This is a genomic window from Saccharopolyspora sp. NPDC000995 (genome assembly GCF_053599315.1).
In genome coordinates, this window is record NZ_JBSFLZ010000062.1 from 19,113 (window position 1) to 37,766 (window position 18,654).

Below are 18,654 nucleotides of genomic sequence, written 5' to 3' on the forward strand. Positions count from 1 at the left end.
GGGCCGGGGAACGGCAGCGGCTTGCCCAGCGGGTGTCATCGTCGGCCAGTGCGTCTTCGCGGCGCCGCTGCGAGAGACCGACCGCGCGGGCCTTGAATTTCGCCGGTCATCCGCGCAGCAGCGGTAGGAGCTGGTTGCCCTGGCGCTTGATCTCCGGCAGGTAAGGGGTGTCGGAGAGCACGAAGTGGGTGATGCCCAGGTTCTGGTATTTCCGCAGCGATCTCGCCACGTCTTCGGCCGAGCCGACCAGCCAGGTTGTGCCCGCACCTCCACCGCCGAACTTGCCGGGCGCGGTGTAGAGGTTGTCGTCGAGCACCTCGCCCCGCGCTGCCAGGTCGAGCAGCCGTTGCTGACCCGTGGCGGTTCGCCGGTTGGGATCGCGGGGTCCGATTCCCTTGCCCTGCGCCATCTCCTCGACCTTCGCCTCGGCGTCGGCCCACGCCTGCTCGGTGGTGTCCCGCACCAGTGTGGTGACCCGCAATCCGAACTCAAGCGGAGCGTGTTCGCGTCCCAGTTTCTCGCTGAGCTGGTTGAGTCGGTCGATCCGCTCGCCGATGCCGTCGAGCGGCTCTCCCCAGAAGAGCTGGACATCCGCTTCGGTGGCAGCCACTTCCGCCGCGGCCGAGGAGGCCCCGCCGAAGTAGAGCCGGGGGTGCTTGCGTTCGCCCTGGACGACTGGTCGAGGCAGCACTGTGGAGGCGGTGACGCTGAAGTGCTCGCCGCGGTAGGTTACGTTCTCCTCGGTCCACAGCTTGCGCACGATCTGGAGGAACTCCCGGGTGCGGGCGTAGCGGTGGGCCTGGTCGCCTTCGCTGTCGCCGTAGGCAGCCAGGTCGTCTTTGCCCGACACGATGTTCACCAGCACCCGTCCGCGGGTGAGGTGGTCCAGGGTCGCGGCGGCGGAGGCGAAGTTGGCCGGATTCCAGTAACCGGGCCGGATCGCGATCAGCGGCTGGAACGTCGTGGTCTGCGCGGCCAGTGCGGTGGCGACGGTGAAGGTGTCGGGTCTGCCCCAGCCGGCGCCGATGAGCGCGCCGCCCCAGCCGTGTTCTTCGAGGGCTTTGGCGTGGCTGGTGAGGGTAGCCAGGCTGTTGTGGTCGTCGACGACGTCGTCGCCGCGGTGGCCGGGCTGGACCTGGTTCGGGATGTACCAGAGGAGTTCGAGGCTCATGGCTGAGTCCCCTGTTCTGATCGGTGGGCGGTTGTGCGAATTGCATGGGGTTTTGCTGGGAAAGCGATGCGCAGCGCGGACATCACGTCAGGGCCTTGACCGCTGTCGGCTGCGGTCCGCTCGGCAACGGCAGCCCGAGACGACCGCGGAGGGTGCGGTGGCCGTAGTCCTCCTGGAACAGCCCGCGCTCCTGCAGAATCGGGACCACCAGGTTGGCGAAGTTCTCCAGGTCGACGACGGTTTCCGCCGGCATGACCGTGAAGCCATCCGCCGCGCCCGCCTCGAACCACGACTGCAGGTCGTCGGCGACCTGCCGCGCGGAGCCCACCAGCAGCCGATGTCCCGCACCGCCGGCACCTCGGTGGATGAGCTCGCGGGGAGTGCGGGGCCCCTCGGCGATCAACGCCCGGGTGGACGAGCTGAAGCCTGCGGAGAAGGACCCGCCCGGTACGGTGCCGGGGAGATCGTCGGCGGTGATCGGGTCGTCCGGACCGAATTCGTCGTGCGGCAGGCCGAGGTTCCGGAGTAGCGCAGCGGTTAGCCGCTCGATCGGCAGGGTCGCGTAGAGCTCCTGTTCCCGGCGTCGGGCTTCCTGCTCGGTTGCCGCGACGAGAACCACCACTCCGAGGGAGGTCTTCACGTCGTCGGGGTGCCGACCGGCCGCCGCCGCGCGCTGGCGGATGTCGTCGCGGAAAGCGACCGCCTTCGCACGGGTTTGCGCCACGGTGAACACGACGTCGGCGAAGCGGCCGGCCAGTGCGAGCCCACCTTCGGAACCGCCTGCCTGGACGACGACTGGCCTGCCCTGCGGGCCCGCCTTGACCGGAAGAGGCCCGGCCACGGAGAAGAACTCGCCCTCGTGGTCGATCCGGTGGATGCGCGAGGAGTCGGCGTACCGGCCGCTGTCCTTGTCCGCGATGACCGCGTCAGGTTCCCAGCCGTCCCATAGCCGGGTCACGACTTCGAGGAACTCGTGCGCCCGGCGGTAACGGGTCCGCTTGTCGGGGTGCTCGGTCAGGCCGAAATTCGCGGCCGCGGCGGGCGTTCCGGTGGTGACCACGTTGACCGCCACTCGCCCCTTGGTGACGTGATCGAGGTCCTGGAACCGGCGGGCCAGGTCGTACGGCGAGTTGTAGGTCGTGGAGTTGGTGATGACGATGCCGAGGTTCGTGGTGATCGCCGCCAGATTTCCCAGGAGCACCAACGGGTCGAGCCCCGTGCCTGGTGCCTCCTCGATCTCATCGTGCAACGCCGGGGCGTCCCCCAGGAAGACCGCGTCGATCTTCGCGTCCTCGGCGATCCGCGCCAGCCGCTGGAAGTAGTCAACGTCCAGATAGGACATCGGGTCTGCGTGCGGCAACCGCCAGGCGTGGCGGAAGTGGCCGGGTGTCATCACCGACAGGTTGAGGTGGAATCCCTTCATGGTGTCCCTCTCGACGTGGTGGCTCGGTCTGATCTCCCGGTGCGGTGGCCGGTCCCCCCGAGAGGGCGGTCGGCCGGTTGCGCCGAGGACAGCGGTGCAGGTCGCCAGCCGAGCAGGGGTGCGAGTTCCTGCGCGCTTGCGGTGAGCAGGCGGACGTGTTCGTCGAAATTGGGCACGCCGGGGACGAAACTCACCAGCAGGTCGGTGATTTGGCGCAACGCGGGATCGACGGCCAGTTCGGCGGCCAGTGCCTCCGGCGGACCAAGCAGCGCGCGGTCGGCCGCCAAGTACTCCTCGACGTCGAGGCCGGCGACGTCACGCCGAGTGGAAAGCCAACTCTGCCAACGGCGAACGCCGGGCGTGACCAGCCGCACCGCCGGTTCGCGGTCCGGGTGCGGGTAGACGGCTCGGGAGACCTGCACCCGGGCCTGCCGGTCGGGCTCACGCCAGGCCGCGCGGTAGTCCGCGATCCACCGCGCCTGCTGGTGCTGCGCTTCGCGAACGGTCGTGCCGCGCTAGCCGGTCGCGCGGGAGAGCTGCAGCCCGTCGCCGGCGAGTGCGGCGGCGGCCGCCCCGTCAGCGGCCCGTTGCGGGTCGCTGGTGGTGGCCTGCCACAACCGTCGCCGCACGCCGGCCGCGGGCGGGTGGAGCGCCTCACCGAGGCTGTTGAGCGCCGCGCCCTCCAGGACTTCGTGCAGGCGCGCCACAGATTCGTCGAAGAGCCGGTGCCTGTCGGCCAAGTCCTTCCCGAACGCCTCCCAAGCACCCGGGAAGGGCCCCGACCCGACACCCAGCTCGAGACGGCCACCGCTGAGCTCATCGAGCGTCGCCGCGTCTTCGGCGACCTTGAGCGGATCCTCCAGCGGGAGCACCAGTACGCCGGTGCCCAGCGCGATCCGGCTGGTGTGTTCGGCGATCGCGGCGAGCAAGATCAGCGGCGCGGATACGTGCTCGTTGCCCTGCCGGAGGTGCCGCTGGATGACCCATCCCGAGTCGTAGCCCAGTTCCTCCGCGACCGCGAACAGCTCGATCGCTTCCCGGTACGCCCTTGCCGGCGGCTGATCACCGTCGAGATGCAGGAGGAAGCCCAGGCGGAAGGGGCGGCCGTCCTCGACACCGGCTCCGATCGTCCCAACGAGGTCGGTCATCTCAGAGCCTCAGCCCGGTACCGTGCACACCGTGCTCGTCGATCAGGGCCAGCTCTTCCTCCGTCAGCGGCGGGAATTCGAGCGCCTTGACGTTGTGGTCCAGCTGCCGCACCGAGCTGGCTCCGATGAGCGCCGAGGTCACCTGCGGCTGCCGCAGCACCCACTGCAGCGCCAGCTGCGCCAGGGACTGGCCGCGCTGCTCGGCGATCTGGTTGAGGGCGTTGGCCCGCTGCCGATAGGTGTCGTCGATGACCTCAGGTGAGAGGAACGTGCTGTTCGCGGCGCGCGCACCCGCCGGGATGCCCTCGAGGTACTTGTCCGTCAGCAGTCCCTGCGCCAACGGCGAGTAGACGACCAGTCCGAACCCGTCCTCGGCGGCCAGCTTGAGCAGACCGTTGTTCTCCGGGCTGCGGTCGAAGATCGAGTACCGGGGCTGGTGGACCAGCAGCGGAACTCCCGACCGGCGCAGCAGGTCGGCCGCTTCGTGCGCCCGCTCGGGCGGGTAGTTGGAGATGCCGGCGTAGAGCGCCTTCCCTTGCTGCACCGCGCTGACGAGCGCACCGACGGTCTCCTCCAGCGGCGTGGTCGGGTCCAAGCGGTGGCTGTAGAAGATGTCGACGTAGTCGGTGCCCAGATCGCGCAGGCTGTGGTCCAGCGAGGCCAGCAGCGACTTGCGCGAGCCGCCCTTCTGGTAAGGACTGGGGCCGATCGGGTTGCCGGCCTTCGTGGACAGGATCAGCTCGTCCCGGTACGGGGCCAGGTCCTTGCCCAACACCCTCCCGAAGAGTTGCTGCGCGGCGCGGTGCGGTGGGCCGTACCGGTCGGCGTTGTCGAAGTGCGTGATGCCCAGGTCGAAGGCGTGCAGCACGATTTCGCGCTGGGTCTCGTAAGTGTGGTCGGTGCCGAACTTCTGCCACAGGCCGAAGGAGAACGCGGGCAGGTCAAGACCGGAGTGGCCGGCGCGCCGGTACTCGATCTTGTCGTAGCGGCCTTCTGCCGCCGCGTAGGTCTTCTCGAAAACGCCGTAGCTCATGGTTGGATTCCCTTCCTGTTACCGGTCAACGGTTGCTCGTGCGGTCGCGGCGGAGCGCAGCCGGCTGCAGCGACGGGGTGTCGTGGCCGGTGTCCCGCTCAACGAAGTGCGTGCCGGGGTCGACGATGTCGTCGATGCGGTCGAGGACGTCCGTACCGAGTTCGACGGTGGCGGCTTTGAGGTACGCCTCCAGGTGCTCCAGCGTGCGAGGGCCGATGATCACGCTGCTGACCGCCGGGTGGTTGAGCGCGAACGAAACGGCCAGCTCGACCAGTGCCAGGCCGTTGTCCTCCGCCAGCCGGGCCAGCGCGTCGGCGGCGGCCAGCTTGCGCTGGTTGCGCTTGAGGCTGATGTCGAACCGGCCGGGGACGAGGTCGGCGCGCGCGGACTCCGGCTGCTCTCCGCTGACGCGGTACTTCCCGGAAAGCCAGCCGGCGGCAAGCGGACCGTAGCTGAGCACGCCGACGCCGTACTTGCGCACGACGGGGAAGACCTCGCGTTCAGCGCTGCGAATGAGCGGGGAGTACGGCAGCTGCTCGGTGTGCGGGGCGATGAGCCCGTGCTTCTCGGCCAGCCAGTGCGCCTCGACGAGCTGTTGCGCCGGGAACACCGACGTGCCGTAGTAGCGGATCTTGCCCTGCTTGATCAGGTCGTTGAGGGTCTGCAGCGTCTCCAGCAGGTCGGTCTGCGGATCCGGCCGGTGCGCCTGGTAGAGGTCGATGTGGTCGGTGCTCAGTCGGTGCAGGCTGTCCTCCACCGCGCGGAGGATCCAGCGCCGGGAGTTGCCCGCGTGCTGGGGGTTATCGCCGATTTGGCCGTGGAACTTGGTGGCCAGGAAGACGTCGTCGCGGCGGCCCTTGATCGCCTTACCGACAATCTCCTCGGACCTGCCCTGGCCGTAGACGTCGGCGGTGTCGACGGCGGTGATCCCAGCATCCAGGGCGGCCCGGATGATCCTGGTGCTCTCGCTTTCCTCCTGCCAACGGCCGAAGTTCATGGTGCCGAGCGTCAGCGGGGTGACGAGGACGCCGGTGCGGCCGAGTGCGCGGTTGACCTCGATGGTCATCGGGTTCCTTTCGGTCGGTTCGTCGGGTGGTTGCTTAGAAGAGCCCGGTCGTCGGCGGCTCCTCACCGGTCAGGTGATACGCACCGGCCACTGCGGCTTTCCACTGCCGTGGGTTGTGGTTGGCGACGGTGCGGGCGTTGCGCCAGTGCCGGTCGAACCCGAGGTCGCGGTTGGTGATCGAGCCTCCTCCGACGTCGAAGAGCAGCTCGGCGGCGCGCAGCGCGGACTCGACGGCGATCACGCCGGTCTGCGCCACGGTGACCGCGGCCTCCGCGCCCGCGGCTCGCGCCTGCGGTCCGGTCAGGCCGCGCACGCCCGCCAGTGTTTCGGCAGCGAACAGCACCGCTGCGCGGCCTGCCTGCGCCCGGGCGGCGATCTCGCCCACTATCTCCCGCACGTACGGGTCCTCGACGCTCTTGTCGGCTGTGCTGTGCTTGATCGGTCGCGCTTTCTCGCGGGCGAACCAGATGGCGTCGTCCAGCGCCGCGGCGGCGACGCCCGCTTCCACCGCCGCCAGGTAGAGCTGGGCGAAGGATCCCAGCCATGGGCTGTCGAACCGGGTGTTGTCGCGGACCTCGACTTCGTCTGCGTCGACCCGCACGTTCACCAGCCGCGTGGTGCCGCTCGCGGTGAGCCGCTGGCCGACGGCGTCGAAGTCGTCGAGCCGCTGCACGCCCTCGCGATCCACCGGCACCGTAAAGCCCAGCACCGTCCCGTTCTCGTCGCGGGCCGAGCCCGAGAACCACGAGGCGTAGAGCCCACCGGTCGAGTAGTACTTCTCCCCGTTGATGACGTAACCGTCGTCGAAGCGCCGGATGGTGGTACTGACCGTTCCGCTGGCCCCGCCGGTGCGCTCGTTGGCGGTGCCGGCGAAGAGGTCGCCGTTGCGCAGCCGCTGCAGCGTCACCGCCCGGTTCGGCAGATCGCGTAGGGTCGCCACCCGGTTGGCGAGGAGGAAGCTGCTTCGCAACGCCTGCGCCACGTTGGAGTCGGCCCTGGCTATGGCCATCACCAGGTCGGTCACGTCCCGCAGGGAGCCGCCAGCACCGCCGTCCTCGGCCGCGATCCCGACCAGCGTGATCCGCTGCTCGGCCAGTGCCCGGACGTCTTCGAAGGCGTACTCGCGGGCTCGTTCCCGCGCGCCGGCGCAGGCTCCGATGCGTTGCAGTATCGGGGAAACCGCGGTGCGGATGCCTTCGACTGTGAACCGGCTGGGGGTGGGAAGCCGCGCAGCGCGGGGCTCGGTCGCAGTGGCCGGTTCTGTGTCGGCCAGTTCGGCACTCACCTCAGCGCCTCCGCGATCTCGCGCAGACCGAACGCGGCCCGCAAGGTCGGTGGGGACGAGTCGGCAGCAGCGTCCGCGATCTGCGGGACCAACCCGCGCAGCACGGTCACCACGTCGTCGGCGTCACCCCCGGGTACCAGTTCGAAACCGTCCAGCCGGTGCGCATCGGCCCAGGCACGGAGCTCATGACCGACGGCCGCGGCGGCAGGCGGGTCGTCCGCGGCGACCTCGACGCGGCCGAGCAGCGCGACGTCTTCCCGGGAACGGCCGGCTCGCCGCAACGCCACCGTGAGCGCGGCGTCGGCACCGGCGGCACGCTTACGGTCGACCACGACGACATCCGCGGACTGCGCCACCGCGGCCGGGTCGAGGACCCCTTGATCTGCCACGAGAACAGGACGTCCCTGCGCCGACGAAGGACCGTCCAGGGGGCCTGCGACGCGGTAGAAGGCGTCTTCGTGGTTGATCGGTTCGATGAGCGCGTCGTCGACGACGAGGCCCGACTCCTGGTCACCGATCAGCGCCGCGCGCGGGAAGGACTCCCACAGCCGGTTCAGCACCAAGGCGTACTCCGCCCAGCGCTGGACGGGATCGGTCGCGCTGGGGGCCGCAACGGTTGCCTCGCTCACCTCGTCGCCGCCGCCCGCGCGCAGGGCGACACCGGTTCGGCCACCGGCGGCCCGGTCCAAGGAGAGCACCCGGCGCGCGGCGTTGTAGGGCGCGTTGTGGGTCGTCGGGACCTCGGCGACGAAGCCGACGCCGCCGTGGATGCCGGCGAGGTAGGCGCCTACGACGGTCGGGTCGAGCGTGCGGCCCGCTCCGCCGTCGACGAGCCGGATCGCTGCGACCCCGAGCTCTTCGGCCACCGCCGCGACGGCGGCGGCTTCGGCGAGCGAGATCGGCGACGCGCCGTCGACAGGTCGGCCGGTCGCCTCGCCGACCGCGAGGGTGAGCTGGATCGCCCTGCTCACGAGGAGATCACCTGTCCTTCCTGGTAGGGGTCGAGCAGTTGGCGTTCGCGCGCCGCAGCGGGCACTGCGGGAAGGCCGAGCCCGAGGTGCTCGCGCAGGGTCGTCCCGTCGTATTCGGTCCGGAACAGGCCACGCCTCTGCAGCTCGGGAATCACGTGATCGGCGAAGTCGTCGAAGCCCGATGGCAGCACGTCGGGCATCACGTTGAAGCCGTCGGCCGCACCGGCGCGGAACCACGTTTCGACGTCGTCGGCGATCTGCTCCGGCGTACCCACGATGATCCGGTGGCCACCGCCGCCGGAGAGCTTCTTCAGCAGCCGGCCGAGCGTCGGTCTCTCCTTGTCGATGATTTCCGTGACAATGCGGTAGAAGCTCTGCGAACCACCGGCCTCGTCGGGGTGGACGAGCAGCTCGGTCGGGATCGGTTCGTCGTCGCGCAGTCCGTCGAGGGAGATCCCGAGCTGGGCCGCCAACCGGTTCCGGGCGTAGGCCTCGGGGAGGATGTCGTCCAACAGCTCCCGCCGGGTCTTGGCCTCCATCTCGGTGCTGCCCACGACGGTGGAAAGCCCCGGCAGCACCACGATTTCCTCGGGGTTGCGCCCGAACTCGCCTGCACCGTTGCGGATCTCGGTGCGGAATGCCCGGGCGCGGTCGAGGTCCTGATCGGCGGAGAAGATCACCTCGGCGACGCGGGAGGCCAGCCGTCGCCCGTCGCTGGAACCACCGGCCTGGACGACGACCGGCCGGCCTTGTGGGGAGGCGAATTGGGTCCTCCCCGCCCAGTCGGCGATGACCCGCTCGGTGAGCTCGGCGGCGCGGCGGTAGCGCGAAGCGTGCTCGGGCTCGCTGGTGCGGCCGAAGTTGCGCGCCGCCACCGATCCCGCCGTGGTCACCACGTTCCAGCCGAAGCGGCCGCCGCTGACGTGGTCGAGGTCGCCGAGCCGGCGCGCCAGTTCGGCCGGATCGTTGTACGACGACGAGAGCGTCCCGATCAGACCGATCCGCTCGGTCTGTGCGGCGATGCGCGCCAGAACCGTGGTGGGCTCCAGGTTGTTGCCGGTGCGGTGCTTGATGCTCGGGTCGAGCAGCGGGCTGTCCGCCAGGAAGACTGCGTCGAGTTTGGCTTCCTCGGCCTTCTTCGCGATTGAGGTGTAGTGCTCGATCCGGTAGCTCGCGGTGCCGTCGGTGTTCGGGAATCGCCACGACCCGCCGAAGACGCCCGCGTTGAGGACGTTGACGTTGATGTGCAGTTGACGCGACACGCTTTCCTCCTTGGGAGTGGTTTCAGGACGGCTTGCGCTCCGCGGTGCCGGTAGCGAGACCTCAGACGCCGTCTGGACTGTCGGAGCCCTCCTTATGTATGTCCAGCTGTCCTCGCCAGGCGAGGTCTGAGAACCCGCGGCGGTGCAGGCTGAGTCCCACACCGCATGCGGCTTACGCCGCATTCATTAGGACCCTTTAGCGCACGCCGGCGGGGGCGAGCCTGACTCCCGGGATCGCCGCCAGCAGATCCCGGGTGTATTCGTGCTGCGGCGAGTGGAAAACCTGCTTCACCGGGCCGGTCTCCAGCACGACACCGTCCTTCATCACCGTGACGTCGTGCGCGATCAGGCGTACGACGCCGAGGTCGTGGGTCACGAACACGTAGCTGAGCCCGTACTCGGCCTGCAGGTCGACCAGCAGCTGCAGGATCTGCGTCTGGGCCGAGACGTCGAGCGCGCTCACCGCCTCGTCCAGGACGAGGGTCTTCGGCGTGAGCGCGAGTGCCCGCGCGATCGCGACGCGCTGCCGCTGGCCTCCGGAGAGCTGGCTCGGGAGCCGGTGCAGGTAGCTCGCGTCCAGCGCCACCGCCTCCAGCAGCTCGACCACCCGGGCCGTCCGCTCCCGTTTGCCCGTCGCCAGTCCGAATGCGAGCAGCGGCTCCGCGATGATCCTGCTCACCGTGAACCGCGGGTCAAGCGAGGTGAACGGGTTCTGGAACACGAACTGCAGATCCCGGCGGATCTCCCGCAGCTGCCCGCGGCGCAGGCCGCCCAACACGCGATCACCGACGCGCACCGTGCCGCTGTCCGCCGCGGTGAAGGCGGCCAGGATGCTCGCCAGCGTCGACTTGCCGGCACCGGACTCCCCCACGATCGCGTGCGTCGTTGCCTTGCGCACCAGCAGGTTTGCCGAGTCCAGCGCACGAAGCTCGCGCTGGCCCCGCAGGCGGTAGGTCTTGGTCAGCTCGCGCGCTTCCAGCACCGTCGGCGCTGCGGCGGGAACCAGCCGGGCGCCCGATGTCGGTTCGAGACGACCGAGGTGGCGCGCGGGGGCCGCGTCGAGCAACCGCCGCGTGTAGTTGTCGGTCGCGTTCTCCAGGACCTGGTGCACCGGGCCGTCTTCCACGATTTCGCCTTGCCGCATAACCAGAATCCGGTCGGAGCGGTCCAGCGCGACGCCGAGGTCGTGGGTGACCAGGAGTACGCCGATGCCGAGTTCCTCGCGCAGCCGCACCAGGTGGTCGAGGATGACCTTCTGGACGGTGACGTCGAGCGCGCTGGTGGGTTCGTCGGCCAAGATGATCTTCGGCTTGCCTGCCAGCGCGATCGCGATGAGAGCGCGCTGCTTCATGCCGCCGCTGAGCTCGTGGGGGTATTGCTGGAACACCCGCTCGGCGTCGTTGAGGCCCGCGGTGCGCAGGCTCTCCAACGCGGCCTCCTCGTGCTGCGACGCATTCTTCGCCGCGCGCTCGTTGAACCGGACCGCCTCGATCACCTGCTGCCCGATCTTCTTGACCGGGTTGAGCGAGGTGTTGGGGTCCTGCGGGATGAAGCCCACGTGGTTGCCCCGCACCAGTGCCATCCGCTGATCGTTCCAGCCGGTGACGTCGACGCCGGAATAGACGACGGAACCGGACCGGATCCGCGCGGAGCTCGGCAGCAGGCCGAGCGCGCCCTGGACCACGGTGGTCTTGCCCGAGCCGGACTCCCCCACCAGCGACACGAACTCGCCCGGCTCCACCTGCAGGCCGACCCCGCGGACCGCCCTGGTCCACCTGCGGTGTCCGGTGCGGTAGTCGATCGCCAGATCGGTGATCCGAAGCAGCGCCTGATCATCCTCCGCCGCAGCGGCGGTCGCTGCGGAAGCGGTGGCAGTGTCGGCCATCAGTCGTGGTCCTTCCTGAACGAGGTGCTGATGCGGTGGGTGGCGAGCACGACTACCGCCAGTGCCGCCCCCGGCAGGAGCGATATCCACGGGTAGACCGCTACGAAGTCGCGCCCCTCGGCGACCAGGAGTCCCCACTCCGGTGTCGGCGGCGGCGCGCCGTAGCCGAGGAAACCTAGACCTGCGACGGCGAGGATCGAGGTACCGATCTCCAGCGCCGCCAGCGCGAGCACCGAGCTCAGCGAATTCGGCACGATGTGCCGGAGCACCACGCCGAGCCGGCCGACACCGAGCCCGTACGCCGCGCGCACGTAATCCCGGGAGACGACGGTGAGCACTTCGGCTCGCATCACCCGCGCGAAGGAGGCGATGGACGAGATACCCACCGCGAGGGCGATGTTGTTGGTGGAGTAACCCAACACGGAGACGATGACCATGGCCAGCAACAAGTTCGGGATCGCGAGGAAGACGTCGACCACCCGCATGATCGCGGTCCCGGTCACGCCGCCGGCGAACCCGGCGGCCAGTCCCACCGCGGTGCCGGCACCGAACCCGATGAGGACGGCGAACAACGTGGCGGCCAGCGTGGTCCCCGCGCCGAAGACGCTGCGCGCGAAGAGGTCCCGGCCCAGTCGGTCGGTGCCGAACCAGTGTTGCGCGCTCGGCGGCGAGAAGCTGGCGGCGGGCTCGCCGGCGTAGGGGCTGTGGGAGGTGAACGCTCCGGGGAACAGCGCCCAGCCGACCGCGACCAGCAGTATGATCCAGGCGAGCAGCAGTCCCGGCTTGCGGACAATCCCACCGAGCCGGTCAAGCGCGCTGCCAGCGATGTCGGCGGACCGGCTGCCAGTGGGCGCGGTCAGGGTGTCGAATTCGACGGTCAACTGGTCCTCCTCAGGCCGCCGGGCCGGCGGTTGGCACGGCGAAGGTGGCGCGCAGCCGCGGATCCAGCAGCGGGTAGATCAGATCCACGACCAGGTTGATCAGCGCGAAGGTGGCGGCGACGAAGACGACGATTCCCTGCACCAGCGGGAGATCGAGCGTGTTGATCGCCGTCTGCGTCATTCGGCCAAGTCCCTTGCGGGCGAAGACCGTCTCGGTGATGACCGATCCCGCGACGAGGTTGCCGAAGGTGACGGCAGCAATGGTCAGCGCGGGCAGGCTGGCGTTGCGGAAGACGTCACCGACGATGACTCGGTTGCGGGTGGCGCCCTTCGCCCAACTCGTCGTGACGTATCCGGAACGGAACTCGGCGGCGAAGCAACGCACGAGGAGTTGCGCGATGGGACCGGAGACGGGGATCGCCAGCGTGATCAGCGGCAGCACTAGGCTCCGCCAGCCCTGATCCCCGAACGAGGGGAACCAGCCGAGCCAGAAGGAGAAGATCTGCAGCAGCAGGATGCCGGAGAGGAAGACCGGCACCGACACCGTAGCCGTCGGCAGCGAATCGACCAGATTGCGCAGCCACCGGTGCCGGGTCGAAGTCGCGACGAGCGCGATGACGAACGCGATGACCAGCGCGAGCAGCAGCGCCCCGACGGCGAGCACCAGGGTGTGCGGGAGCACGTCGAGGACCACCGCGCTGACCGACTGGCCCGACTGCACGGAGGTTCCGAAGTCGCCCCGCAGCGCGTGTCCGAGCCGACCAAGGTATTGCAGGAGGACCGGCTCGTTGAAGCCGTAGCTGTCCGCGACCTGCGCGCGCACCTCCGGTGGCACGGAGTTGAGCTCCGTCGGGTCGAAGAGTAGATCAACCGGGTTGGCTGGCAGCACGAACAAGAGGACGAAGGTCAGGGTGAACGCCGCCCAGACCACGAACGCGGCCCGGCCGACCTTCAGCGCGACGTAACGCAGCACGACTTTTCCTTTCCCACGAGGGCGTGGCCCGCCGGGAGCCCGAGCTCCCGGCGGACGATCACTTCCCGTCGCTCTTCCAGGTGTCCACGAAGTGGTTGCGGGACTGGGCGTCGAAGACGATGCCGTGCACGTACGGCGCCTGGGCGATCACCTGCGAGGGGTTGTAGACCGGGTTCACGAGCGCGTACTTGTCGACCAGGATGTCCTGCGCCTCCTTGGCGTACTGGGTGCGCACGTCCGGGTCGAGGGTCGTTTCAAGCCTGCCCAGCACCTGCGTGACCTCGTCCGCATCGACCCCGGTGGAGTCCTTCGTGACGTACGCGCCGTTGCCGCTCTGCGGCCCGTACTGCAAGTTGAGGACCGCCGGATCGTTGCGCGAGCGGTTGGCGGCGACGACGTTCCAGTCGGTCTTCGCCTTGGCCTGCTGGGCGGTGTAGTCCGGGATCGGCACGACGGTGAGCTGCAGATCGATACCGATCTTCCGCAGGTCCTGCTGGATCGACTCGTAAGCCGGCTTGTTCACCACCAGGTTGTTGATGCCCAGCAACTTGACCACCAGCTTCTTCCCGTCCTTGACCCGGATCCCGTCGGGGCCGGCCACCCAGCCGGCCTCGTCGAGGATCCGCGCGGCCTGCTCCGGGTCGTACTTCAGCACCGAACCGCTGTAGTCGACGTGTCCGGGCACCGACGGTTCGAGGATCGAGTCCGCAACCGAGTAGGAGTCGGTCAGAATGGTCTTCCGGAGTGTCTGCCGGTCCCAGCCGAGCTGGATCGCCTTGCGGACCGCGATGTCGTTGGTGGGGAACAGCGAGCTGTTGAAGTCGAACCGGATCGCCGTGCCGGACACGCCGCGGTGGAGTATCTCGAAACCCTTTGCGAACAAGGGATTCTCATCGGTTGTGCCGACGTCGAGGGTCGCGTCGATCGTGCCGGACACCAAAGAACCGGTGCGGACGCTGGCTTCCGGGATCGTGTTGAACACGATCCTGTCCAGGTACGCCTCACCCTGGTGGTGCAACGCGGGTGGAGCCCAGTTGTAGCCGTTTCGCTTCACCAAGACGGTTTTGGCCTGGCGCTCCCACGACTCGTACACGAACGGGCCGGTACCGATCACCTTCTTCGGGTCCGTCCGCTGCTCCGCGCTTAGCTTCAACGTATAGGGCGACAGGAAACCCGGTTGCGCATTGGCAGTGAACGAAGACGCCTGGAGGAAGCTCGCGAGCGGCTTCCCGAAACGGACCACGGCGGTGTACTCGTCCACCACCCTGGTTTCGAGGTAGCCGGGCAGCAGGGTGGCGCCGTTGGGCAGGATCCCCAGGCTCGGGTCGCCGTGCACGTACTGGTCGAAGTTGGCTTTGACGGCCTCGGCGTTGAACGGCGACCCGTCGCTGAACGTAACGTCCCGACGCAGGTGAAAGGTGAACTCGGTCAGGTCCTCGTTGTACTCCCACGACTGGGCCAGCCACGGCGTGATCTCACCGGTCTTGGGGTCCTGCCAGGTCAGCTTGTCGGTGATGTTGTTGCCGATCAGCGACTCGGCGTAGTTGGTGCCCCACTGCGGATCGGGGCTGCGTTGGTAGTCGATCAGCGCGAACTGCAGGGTGCCACCGTGGACGGGCGCGCCGTCTGCCGCGCCCGGATCAGCGCCGCTGCCCCTGGTTGCGGCGAAAGCGATTCCGGCGATCAGGAGGATGGCGAACGTGATCGCCGGCAACCGCCATTTCTTGCGCGCGGAGGTCGCGCTCTCGATGGAACTGCGAAGGTCGGACATGGACTTCTCCCGTGCTGGAGAGGCAGCGGACGACGGCACGAGGTGGTGACATCCGTCGTGGTCGGCAGGCATGGTCCTGCCACCGCGAGCGGATCTCTCTGCCGTCGGGTGGAAGAGGGCGCACTGCGCCCGCACAGATTTGAAGGGCTCTGAAACCCGAAGGATTGCGCAGGTTCGCTGCCGGCACTCAGGCGCGAACGGTGCGGCTGTCGATCAGCCCTGACACCGAGCGCTGGCGAAGAACGCGAGGTCGACCTCTCGCCTGGACCATAGGAGTGAATCACCCACGAGGCGACTATATGTCGCGAGACAGGGCCAGCCAACGCATCCCACGAGGCAAGATCCCACGGAAACACAACCGAAACAACAGGAGGCAGCCCGCTAGGACGAAGCAATGTTGATGCCTTGCCGAAGACGCCGTCCAACGGGCCGGCCGAGCTCCCAAAGCGCCTTTGCCCTTCGACATCGAGGCAGGACCGCGCTGAGGTGTCAATACGTATTGGATCCAGAGATGGCACGACCGTCGACCTGGTGGGCTCTGCCGGTGCTTTCCGCTAGAACAACGCGGTCTCGCGGAAGGCTTCTCCGATCCCGCCAAGTTCAGCGATCGCATCCACTTGGCGAGCGGCGGAAAACATTCCGATCACTGCGCTCGTGGTCTACCGCGCGGCATGGGGACAACCCGTCCAGCCACGTTTCCTAAGTCAGACAACAAAAACCCGAAGTCCAAGACCAGTGAACTTGCACGGCGTCATCGTTGCAGCGCTGCGGTGCCGCTGACGGTGAGAATCGTGTCGTCCTGCGGGGTGTGAATGCGGCCGCAGAGCACGTCGCGGTAGTGCCGTTCGATGGGATTGGCGCGGGGCAGGCCGGGTTTGCCGACGAGCGAGACACCCAGCTCGACGGCACGGATGGCGTTGTTGGTGACGATGTGCTTGATCAGCCCTGCCCTGCCCGTCACGGGAAGGCCGTGGTCTGCGTCGCGGGCGGCTTCTGCCAGCAGGCAACGGTTGGTGAGCAGCAGTGCCTCGATCTGGCCGGCCGCAGATTGAAACCGCGGCAGGCTGGCCAACGGTTTGCCGAGGTTCGCTGGGGTGCGCTCGTTGAGATATCCGACGAGCCAACCCCTGGCCGCGTGGGCGACACCGTCGTAGGTGGCGCTGACCAGCAGCGGATTCCACAGCGAGGTCGCGCCTTGGTGCGGACCCGCTTGTTCGTCCACCGGGCGAACGTCCACGCGTGGTCCGCGGGAATCTGGACGTCGTCGAAGATCACGCCGTCGCTGCGAGAGGCCCGCATACCGAGGTGGTCCCACGTGCGTTCCACCCGGTAGCCGCCGACTCCAGCTGGTACCAGGAAGGTGCCCACCCGAGGTTCAGGTTCGTCGGTGCGGGCCCAGACGAGCAGCCACCGCAGACGGGGAATGCCGGTTGAATAGGTCTTGTACCCGCGCAGCGCCAACCCACCTGCCCGCAGCTGGGGGCTCGTCGCGGGCAGCCCACCACGCGCGGGACTGGTCGGGTCGGTGACGTCCGGAATCTCCGCCTACCTCGCAGCGGAATCTCCGAGTCGGAGTGCGCGACCGTCCCCCAGACCGGGAAACAGCGACGGTCCGTGCTGGAGCGGTTGACGTCGAAAACGTGCTGCCGGATCGACAGCGGTGTTTCGGCTCGGATGATCAGGAGGCCGAACACGCCGCCGAACCAATCCGCAGCAGATCCACGCGGTGGCGATTGGTTGACAGCGGTCGGAGCACACGTCGACGCTATGGAGGTGGCCGACGCGATGTCAAGCACGATGCAGCACGTCACCGCCGGAGGCGCGAGGATTTCAGCTACTGGGACGGCAGCTGGCGGACGTTGACTTTCGAGATCTCGGGCGGCGATGCTTGGCAGACCGGATCGGCCACGCTATCGAGTGCATGACGTCGCGGGCCGGCTCACTGGTCCGATGTGGATAGTGACGCTGAATCGCGCCAGATCCGCCTTTCCGAGGGGAGAAAATGGACGATCAGCGGGAACGCGCAGCGGTTCTCGATCGCCGCCCTAGCGAGCTCAGATCGATCGACCTGGCACTGCAGGAGATCGCTGCAGGCCGACCGACGATCGTGCACGGCTGCACGTCCGGTGACGGCGGCCTCGTGTTCGCCGCTTCACGCGCGGACGTCGAGCTGACGGCTTTGGCGGTCCGCCATTCGTCAGGCTTCCTGTGCGTGGCACTTCCACGGGGGCGCTGCGATGCGCTCGTGCTCCCGCCCATGTCGCCCCGGCTGCAGGAGCACCACGGCGCGACGGTGTGCGTCACCGTGGATGCCAGCACGGGAGTGAGCACCGGCATTTCCGCCTCGGACCGAGCCAGAACCGCTCGCGTGCTCGCCGACCCCGACGCGGTCCCCGCCGACTTCACCCGGCCCGGCCACATGGTGCCGGTGGCCGTCGGCGATGCCGGTGTGCTCGGCAACGCCGGACTCGCCGAATCGGCCTTCGACCTGGTCGGACTCGCCGGGACGCCACCGGTCGCAGTGTTCGCCCACCTGGTCAGCCAGGAGGACCCGACCCGGATGGCCACCGACGACGAACTGCGCGGATTCGCGGCGAGCGAGCACATCGCCGCCGTATCGGTGCCCGAGATCGCTGCTGCTCGCCGCTGGCAGTCACCGGCTGCATCCTGGGGTCGGTCCTGCTCTGCTCCGTGCTGACGCAACCGCTCCTGGCCCGTCTCGGAGCACAGCACGCGCAGCTTGCCGGGCTCGGTGCTCTTCTGGTTAGCCTCAGTCTGCTGACGATGACCGCCGGGCGGCTCGATGTCGGTCACCCTTGTTGCGACTGCCGTGGCCGGCGCCGGTCACGGCTTGGCCAGGCGGTGCCAAGCCGCCGCCCTCGATGCAACCGCCGCGCCTGCGGGCAAGCGGGGCGGTTCGGCTCGTCCGCTAACCGCTCTTCAGAGGGGATTGACCACCTCGCCGTACAGGTCGGGCCTCCTGTCCCTGAAGATGGTCATTTGAGATCTTTCCTCGAGAAGCACATCTCGTTCGAGAACGCCATAGATGATGCTTTCCCCGCCCTCCGCGGACGCGATCAGCTCGCCCACTGGGTTGGCGATCGCGCTGTATCCGAAGAATTCGATCTCGTGGTTTTCGCCGATCCTGTTGCAGGAAACGGAGTACATCCTGTTCTCGAAGGCGCGCACGGAGGTGAGGTTGTGGAGTATGGTGCCGCCGTTGGAGAAGCTGGGCATGTTCCACAACATCACCAGGATCTCGGCGCCCTTCAACGCGTACGTCCTGGTCAGTTCCGCGAACTGGTTGTCGTAGCAGACGCCGATTCCGATCGTGCCCAGATCGGTTTCGAACACATCGCTGGCGTGGGTGCGCGAGGGCACGAAGTAATGCTTCTCGTACCCGGGGATATGCGCTTTTCGGTGTACGCCCAGCAGATCTCCGGTCGGTCCGATCAGGACGGCGGAGTTGTAGAGGGTCCCGGGGATCGTGGGGTGCGCCTCGGCCATTCCGCAGATGATGTGGACGTCGTACTCGTCCGCCAATTCACCTAGGGCTTGGGTGAATTCACCCGGTACCTTCTCCGCGTGCTTAGAGTTCCTAACAAATTGATCACTTGCAGTGCCTGAGGTTCCTTGATCGTCGATCATGGACACGTGAGGAAAGGCGAGCAGCCGCCATGGATCGTGTCTGACGAGCTGTGGGAGCGAATCGAGCCACTGTTGCCGCGTTGGGAGAACGCGCTGCCCAAGCTGGGCCGCAAGCGGCTGCCGGACCGGCTGGTCTT

Annotated in this window: 16 protein-coding genes and 2 pseudogenes; 2 read left to right on the plus strand and 16 right to left on the minus strand. The window is 68.2% G+C overall.

Annotated features, from left to right (window positions below; translation table 11 throughout):
* Positions 1-106: 106 nt before the first annotated feature.
* The 15 genes and pseudogenes from ACWDKQ_RS20365 to ACWDKQ_RS20435 form a co-directional block, all read right to left on the minus strand.
* Positions 107-1,171, minus strand: coding sequence for an LLM class flavin-dependent oxidoreductase (locus tag ACWDKQ_RS20365; RefSeq protein WP_450140314.1), 1,065 nt, complete (start codon positions 1,169-1,171; stop codon positions 107-109).
* A gap of 82 nt (positions 1,172-1,253) precedes the next feature.
* Positions 1,254-2,594, minus strand: coding sequence for an NtaA/DmoA family FMN-dependent monooxygenase (locus ACWDKQ_RS20370; RefSeq protein WP_450140315.1), 1,341 nt, complete (start codon positions 2,592-2,594; stop codon positions 1,254-1,256).
* Positions 2,591-3,016: a hypothetical protein gene (locus ACWDKQ_RS20375; RefSeq protein ID WP_450140316.1), complete on the minus strand. Its 426-nt coding sequence runs from the start codon at positions 3,014-3,016 to the stop codon at positions 2,591-2,593. Before ACWDKQ_RS20375 ends, ACWDKQ_RS20370 begins: the two co-directional genes overlap by 4 nt.
* 93 nt (positions 3,017-3,109) lie before the next feature.
* Positions 3,110-3,742: an LLM class flavin-dependent oxidoreductase gene (locus ACWDKQ_RS20380; RefSeq protein WP_450140317.1), complete on the minus strand. Its 633-nt coding sequence runs from the start codon at positions 3,740-3,742 to the stop codon at positions 3,110-3,112.
* Between the two features lies 1 nt (position 3,743).
* Entirely contained in the window at positions 3,744-4,775 is a 1,032-nt protein-coding gene (locus ACWDKQ_RS20385; RefSeq protein WP_450140318.1) for an aldo/keto reductase, read from the minus strand.
* Positions 4,776-4,800: 25 nt separating this feature from the next.
* On the minus strand, positions 4,801-5,841 hold the full coding sequence (locus tag ACWDKQ_RS20390) for an aldo/keto reductase (RefSeq protein WP_450140319.1): 1,041 nt from the start codon (positions 5,839-5,841) through the stop codon (positions 4,801-4,803).
* Between the two features lie 34 nt (positions 5,842-5,875).
* Positions 5,876-7,126, minus strand: coding sequence for an acyl-CoA dehydrogenase family protein (locus ACWDKQ_RS20395; RefSeq protein WP_450140320.1), 1,251 nt, complete (start codon positions 7,124-7,126; stop codon positions 5,876-5,878).
* Positions 7,123-8,097 (minus strand): LLM class flavin-dependent oxidoreductase, encoded by a 975-nt coding sequence (locus ACWDKQ_RS20400; protein WP_450140321.1) that lies wholly within the window; start codon positions 8,095-8,097, stop codon positions 7,123-7,125. Before ACWDKQ_RS20400 ends, ACWDKQ_RS20395 begins: the two co-directional genes overlap by 4 nt.
* Positions 8,094-9,359 carry an LLM class flavin-dependent oxidoreductase gene (locus ACWDKQ_RS20405; RefSeq protein ID WP_450140322.1) on the minus strand — a complete coding sequence of 422 codons (1,266 nt, stop codon included), beginning with the start codon at positions 9,357-9,359 and terminating at the stop codon, positions 8,094-8,096. Before ACWDKQ_RS20405 ends, ACWDKQ_RS20400 begins: the two co-directional genes overlap by 4 nt.
* 196 nt (positions 9,360-9,555) lie before the next feature.
* Positions 9,556-11,244 carry a dipeptide ABC transporter ATP-binding protein gene (locus ACWDKQ_RS20410; RefSeq protein ID WP_450140323.1) on the minus strand — a complete coding sequence of 563 codons (1,689 nt, stop codon included), beginning with the start codon at positions 11,242-11,244 and terminating at the stop codon, positions 9,556-9,558.
* Complete coding sequence (locus ACWDKQ_RS20415; protein WP_450140324.1) at positions 11,244-12,125, minus strand: ABC transporter permease; 882 nt, start codon at positions 12,123-12,125, stop codon at positions 11,244-11,246. Before ACWDKQ_RS20415 ends, ACWDKQ_RS20410 begins: the two co-directional genes overlap by 1 nt.
* A 10-nt stretch (positions 12,126-12,135) precedes the next feature.
* Positions 12,136-13,098 carry an ABC transporter permease gene (locus ACWDKQ_RS20420; protein ID WP_450140325.1) on the minus strand — a complete coding sequence of 321 codons (963 nt, stop codon included), beginning with the start codon at positions 13,096-13,098 and terminating at the stop codon, positions 12,136-12,138.
* A 58-nt stretch (positions 13,099-13,156) separates the two neighbouring features.
* Positions 13,157-14,869 (minus strand): ABC transporter substrate-binding protein, encoded by a 1,713-nt coding sequence (locus ACWDKQ_RS20425; RefSeq protein ID WP_450140326.1) that lies wholly within the window; start codon positions 14,867-14,869, stop codon positions 13,157-13,159.
* Positions 14,870-15,620: 751 nt separating this feature from the next.
* A complete protein-coding gene (locus ACWDKQ_RS20430; protein ID WP_450140327.1) occupies positions 15,621-16,091 on the minus strand; it encodes an acyl-CoA dehydrogenase family protein in 471 nt (156 codons plus the stop codon).
* Between the two features lie 47 nt (positions 16,092-16,138).
* Positions 16,139-16,408 (minus strand): annotated as a pseudogene (locus ACWDKQ_RS20435) (acyl-CoA dehydrogenase family protein); the annotation flags it as partial.
* A 463-nt stretch (positions 16,409-16,871) separates the two neighbouring features.
* On the opposite strand from ACWDKQ_RS20435, the gene ACWDKQ_RS20440 reads away from it, so the two are divergent.
* A complete protein-coding gene (locus ACWDKQ_RS20440; RefSeq protein WP_450140328.1) occupies positions 16,872-17,567 on the plus strand; it encodes a 3,4-dihydroxy-2-butanone-4-phosphate synthase in 696 nt (231 codons plus the stop codon).
* Positions 17,568-17,809: 242 nt separating this feature from the next.
* On the opposite strand, the gene ACWDKQ_RS20445 is transcribed toward ACWDKQ_RS20440, so the two are convergent.
* Positions 17,810-18,541 carry a carbon-nitrogen hydrolase family protein gene (locus ACWDKQ_RS20445; RefSeq protein ID WP_450140329.1) on the minus strand — a complete coding sequence of 244 codons (732 nt, stop codon included), beginning with the start codon at positions 18,539-18,541 and terminating at the stop codon, positions 17,810-17,812.
* Here ACWDKQ_RS20445 and ACWDKQ_RS20450 point away from each other — a divergent pair.
* A pseudogene (locus ACWDKQ_RS20450) lies at positions 18,524-18,654 on the plus strand (IS5/IS1182 family transposase); the annotation flags it as partial. The gene ACWDKQ_RS20445 and the pseudogene ACWDKQ_RS20450 overlap by 18 nt on opposite strands.